The following is a 4,485-nucleotide window of genomic DNA, read 5'->3' on the forward strand; positions in this document are numbered from 1 at the left end:
CAGTGGGGGTTTTGTTCATCCCCCCACTGATTATTAGCCCTCAGCAATCGGGCGTTTACGGGCAGTTGATCTCCCACCTAACTTCTTTGCTCCAGMTGAATTTTGAGGTGGGARTTCTACTGCCCGTTAATGCGGGATAAAAAAAGATGAACGAATTTTCTCGTCCATCTTTTAGCTTGCTTTAAAGCCACCGCCAAGTACATCACGCACATCGTGAATGACAACGAAGGCATCTTCATCAACTCTACTAATAACTTGCTTTAACTTAACAAGCTCTTGTTTATTAATAACGATATATAAAACTTCTTTATTTTTACCAGTATATCCGCCGCGTCCTTCTAATACAGTGACACCGCGTGTCATGTTTTTCGTAATAGTTTCACGTATTAAATCCGGTTGATTTGAAATGATTGTAACAGCTGTCTTTGTATCCATACCTTCCACGATGAAATCAATTACTTTCGCTCCGACAAATACAGCTACAAGTGTATACATTGCCTTTTCTTGTCCTATTATAAATACAGAACCCGCAATTACAACGATATCAATAATAAGTACGCCTTTACCAACGCTCCAACCTAAATATTGATTTGCTAGTCGAGCTAAAATTGCCGATCCTCCTGATGTACCTCCAGCTTTGAACATACAGCCTAATCCGATACCTACAAATACACCAGCAAATAAAGCTGCTAGTAACGTATCACTATTTACTTGATATTCGATATGTTCTGTAACATATAAAAACAAAGAGGTTTCCACAATACCTATAATTGTGTAAACCATCGTTTTCTTATCAAAAAATTTATAACCTACAGCTAATAAAATTGCATTCAAACCAAAATTCACAATTCCTGGTGACCAATCAAATAAATAGTACGTAACAACCGTTAAACCAATAATTCCACCCTCTGATAAACGGTTTGGAATTGCAAAGTAATTAATACCAATTGCGAATAATAATGAACCAATTGTAATTAGTGTTATTTCCTTTATACGTTGATTAACCATAGTTCATACCTCCCCCCATTTGACATTGTATCACTATCTCCTAGAGGTTTAGAAGTTGTTTTTATTCCGCATTTCCCCTCACAAAGACCAAGATATTATGTTTAAACAAAGGGGTGATTAATTATTCATATTCGCTCTAACTGTACGGACAAAGCGCTCCACATTCCCACTCTGAATATACTTAGCTCTAATGGTTTCACGATTACAAGTACATTCGAAATATGGACGGAAATCTATGTCATCTATATGCAAATACGAATACTCTTCAAATACCGCAGGATAGCACGGAATTTTCCCGTAAAATAGAAGACGTCTAGTAGTGGCAACAAAAATCCCATGTTGATAACATAAAGTAAAGTCATCCTTTTCAAATATCCCTACGACAAACGCTAAAATCTTTTCGTCATCCTCTACATATTTTTTCATACTTAATAAAAGTTCATTCATGCATATCCCTCCAAATTCTATTCATTGTTTTAACACTTGAAAAGAATCCATGGATTATTACAGACCGGTGTAACTCTTTTATAAAGTATGAAACGCGTTTCCTGTCAAAGACATTTCAAAAAATAATCCGTTATGTGATTATACACATAACGGATTAACACTAAACCGTGGAGCGTTCCACAAGTTTATACGGAATTTCCATCTTTTCTTGTTTAGAACTCTCATCACTTACTTGCCTATAAAACATTTCAAAAGCAGTCTTACCTATTCCCTTTAAATTTTGGTCAATGGTTGTCAGTTGTAAAACTTGAGAAATCGGTTGATTATCAAAACCAATAATCGCTAAATCCTCAGGAACTTCAATACCTAATTTTTCAACTTCTGTCATGATCCCAATAGCAACTTCATCTCCTGCCACTATTAATGCTTCAGGAGGATTCTCCATCTCCTTGAATTGATGTGCAACTCTTACACCATCTTCTAACGTAAAGCATTCTGTGAAAATCCGATCTTCCATCACTTCTTCATCTATTAATTGTAGCTGTTGTTTATAAGCATCAAAACGTTTCTTACTACTTGGCCCTAACTTTCTTCCCGTACAATATCCAATCTTCTTATAACCTTTTTCAATAAGGTAACTCATCCCTAATTGAAAGGCATTAAAATGATCTGTATATACACTCGATATGCTTTCAATATCATTATCCTCACAAGCAATAACCGCCCCATACGCTGCATAAGGCTCTATAGTTTCCCACTCATTGGCACGAGAACAAATGATAAGACCGTCTAGTTGCTTTGTTTTCAACATATGTAAACTTTTCATTTCTTCTTTTTTATTGTAGTTCGTTTGACAAAGAAGCACTCGATAGTTGTGAGCTAACGCAACTTCCATCATTCCACCCACCATCGCATCAAAAGACGGATGATTAATATAAGGTAAAATCACGCCAACAATATTCGTCTTCCCTTTTGATAAATGMACAGCATTTGCATTTTGCGAGTAATTCAATTTCTCAACTATTTCTAAAACAACTTTCCTTTTTTCTTCACTTACATATGGATGATCATTTAAYACCCTCGAAACAGTCGTAACTGAAACCCCAGCCATCTTTGCAATATCTTTAATATTAGCCATACACTCACCTCTACTTTTAACTTAATGAATCACATGAACATATGTCAAATCTTCTCATCATGACACTTTCATTCGTTTTTCTTACAAAAGTGTAATTTTCCTGTAAGCTAATTCGATAGTGACTCTCCGCAACATTTCATATAATTAAGTCAGAAACAGGGCAACAACCATTTGAAAAGGAGCGGATCTATATGATGAACAAAATGAAAACGAACAATTTCTTAAATACAATGAGCTTGGTATTTTCCGCTCTTATCGWTGCAAAAGCTGYTGCTTCTACATTAAACAAGTAAGGAGAATGCATTATGAACAACATCACTTTTAATAAATTAGATTTTTTAGGACTAGCTAGCGGCACGGTTCTTCTTACTGCTTTCATTTACGCTGCTACACTATAACTTTGTCCCCTTTCTCCTTTATATAAATAATAATAGAAAAGACGACCGTCTATGCACGATCGTCTTTTCTTATTTTTGATTTGGCTGCAAAACTTCCTTTAGTTCTTCAAACTTTGCATTTAATTCATCTGTCATCATTTTCATAGCCGTTTTTCGATCTATTTGTTCTTCAGCATCGATTTGAATTGGGTCTCCAAAAACTAATCGCGCTTTTTTTCCTTTTATCAATTCTTTTATACTTGATGGACCAACATAAGCTGCCGGTATTAACGGAACSTTAGAACGCATTGCAATCGTAACAGCCCCAGCTTTTAGTGAAACGTCTTCTGATGACCTCGTCCCACTCGGGAAAATCCCTACTACTTTTCCTTCTTTTAATAAACGTGATGGAATTTTTAATGTGCTTGGCCCTGGATTCGCACGGTCTACAGGGAATGCATTTACATTTTTAAAAAACCAATTTTTAAATTTCCCTTCAAACAATTCTTTTTTTGCCATGTAATGAATTTGGGTTGGGTACATTCCTGCCGCTAACATTAAAACATCCATAAAACTTGTATGTGTACACGCAACAACGTAAGGGCCATCTTCCGGTAATTTCTCTCTCCCTTGTACTTCTACCTTCCCAGCCATTTTAAATATATATTTCAACGAAAATGTAATTGGTTTATACATTTGTTTCGTTCCTTTCTGAATATCCGAAGTATAATCATTTTCTTACAACGATTATAACACTAAGTTTTAGGAGTTGGTAATAAAAATAAGTATTTATTGTTAAATTTCAATTCTTACAAAAGTGTAATTTTCTTGTAAGCTAATTCGATAGTGGCTCCCTCCACTATCTTATACAATTAAGTCAGAAAGTAACAACAACCATTTGAAAAGGAGCGGATCTATATGATGAACAAAATGAAAACGAACAATTTCTTAAATACAATGTGCATGGTATTCTCCGCTCTTATCGATGCAAAAGCTGTTGCTTCTATATTAAACAAGTAAGGAGAATTTATAATGAATAACATGACTTTTAATAAATTAGATTTTTTAGGACTAGCTAGCGGCTCGATTCTTCTTACTGCTTTCATTTACGCTGCTACGCTTATATAACTTTGTGTCCCCTTTCCCCTTTATATAAATAATAATAGAAAAGACGACCGTCTATGCCCGGTCGTCTTTTTAATTTTTTCTTTYCTTCAAGTCTTTTAAAAGCTGTATCAGTTCAGCTTGTTGTTTTATATTTTTACGACCGTTTCGATTAATTGCTGCAAGCTCGCAGGCAACTCCAGCAGCAAAGAAAAACAATAAACTTTCTAACATATAAAATCCTCCAGTTGCCTATTAAACAGCTTGACGCAATTGCTTTTCTTGCAAAATTTGTTTATTTATATTTTCTTCTTTTCTCTGACAAACATTATTACGAATAAGCGCTGCAATAACAAATAATGTTCCTACAATATCAAATGTTGTTATTTTATACCCTTGCATCATCATAAT

General features: G+C 34.8%; 7 protein-coding genes and 1 pseudogene. 2 read left to right on the forward strand and 6 right to left on the reverse strand.

Annotation, left to right across the window (positions count from 1 at the left end):
- Positions 1 to 171: 171 nt before the first annotated feature.
- The 3 genes from AC1DJR_RS18285 to AC1DJR_RS18295 all read right to left on the reverse strand — a co-directional run bounded on the left by AC1DJR_RS18285 (position 172) and on the right by AC1DJR_RS18295 (position 2,593).
- Complete coding sequence (locus AC1DJR_RS18285; RefSeq protein ID WP_002009911.1) at positions 172 to 1,008, reverse strand: YitT family protein; 837 nt, start codon at positions 1,006 to 1,008, stop codon at positions 172 to 174.
- 117 nt (positions 1,009 to 1,125) lie between these two features.
- On the reverse strand, positions 1,126 to 1,455 hold the full coding sequence (locus tag AC1DJR_RS18290) for a PH domain-containing protein (RefSeq protein ID WP_429687628.1): 330 nt from the start codon (positions 1,453 to 1,455) through the stop codon (positions 1,126 to 1,128).
- 160 nt (positions 1,456 to 1,615) lie between these two features.
- Positions 1,616 to 2,593 carry a LacI family DNA-binding transcriptional regulator gene (locus tag AC1DJR_RS18295; RefSeq protein ID WP_002009913.1) on the reverse strand — a complete coding sequence of 326 codons (978 nt, stop codon included), beginning with the start codon at positions 2,591 to 2,593 and terminating at the stop codon, positions 1,616 to 1,618.
- Positions 2,594 to 2,898: 305 nt separating this feature from the next.
- Here AC1DJR_RS18295 and AC1DJR_RS18300 point away from each other — a divergent pair, with 305 nt between their 5' ends.
- A complete protein-coding gene (locus tag AC1DJR_RS18300) occupies positions 2,899 to 2,991 on the forward strand; it encodes a DUF3948 family protein (protein ID WP_012260201.1) in 93 nt (30 codons plus the stop codon).
- A gap of 69 nt (positions 2,992 to 3,060) precedes the next feature.
- Here AC1DJR_RS18300 and AC1DJR_RS18305 read toward each other — a convergent pair whose 3' ends face one another.
- On the reverse strand, positions 3,061 to 3,666 hold the full coding sequence (locus AC1DJR_RS18305; RefSeq protein WP_477003191.1) for a lysophospholipid acyltransferase family protein: 606 nt from the start codon (positions 3,664 to 3,666) through the stop codon (positions 3,061 to 3,063).
- Positions 3,667 to 4,002: 336 nt separating this feature from the next.
- Here AC1DJR_RS18305 and AC1DJR_RS18310 point away from each other — a divergent pair, with 336 nt between their 5' ends.
- Positions 4,003 to 4,098, forward strand: a complete 96-nt coding sequence (locus AC1DJR_RS18310; protein WP_002124767.1) for a DUF3948 family protein — start codon at positions 4,003 to 4,005, stop codon at positions 4,096 to 4,098.
- 69 nt (positions 4,099 to 4,167) lie between these two features.
- Here AC1DJR_RS18310 and AC1DJR_RS18315 read toward each other — a convergent pair whose 3' ends face one another.
- Both AC1DJR_RS18315 and AC1DJR_RS18320 read right to left on the reverse strand, forming a co-directional pair.
- Positions 4,168 to 4,308: a YrzO family protein gene (locus AC1DJR_RS18315; protein WP_477003192.1), complete on the reverse strand. Its 141-nt coding sequence runs from the start codon at positions 4,306 to 4,308 to the stop codon at positions 4,168 to 4,170.
- Positions 4,309 to 4,329: 21 nt separating this feature from the next.
- A pseudogene (locus AC1DJR_RS18320) lies at positions 4,330 to 4,485 on the reverse strand (EamA family transporter); the annotation flags it as partial.

The organism is Bacillus sp. 05T31 (genome assembly GCF_056396725.1).

What these genes read in the sequence shown, in the direction of transcription:
- AC1DJR_RS18285 (WP_002009911.1), bottom strand. Translation starts at nt 1,008, where the DNA reads ATGGTTAATCAACGTATAAAGGAAATAACACTAATTACAATTGGTTCA.
- AC1DJR_RS18290 (WP_429687628.1), bottom strand. Translation starts at nt 1,455, where the DNA reads ATGAATGAACTTTTATTAAGTATGAAAAAATATGTAGAGGATGACGAA.
- AC1DJR_RS18300 (WP_012260201.1), top strand. Translation starts at nt 2,899, where the DNA reads ATGAACAACATCACTTTTAATAAATTAGATTTTTTAGGACTAGCTAGC.
- AC1DJR_RS18310 (WP_002124767.1), top strand. Translation starts at nt 4,003, where the DNA reads ATGAATAACATGACTTTTAATAAATTAGATTTTTTAGGACTAGCTAGC.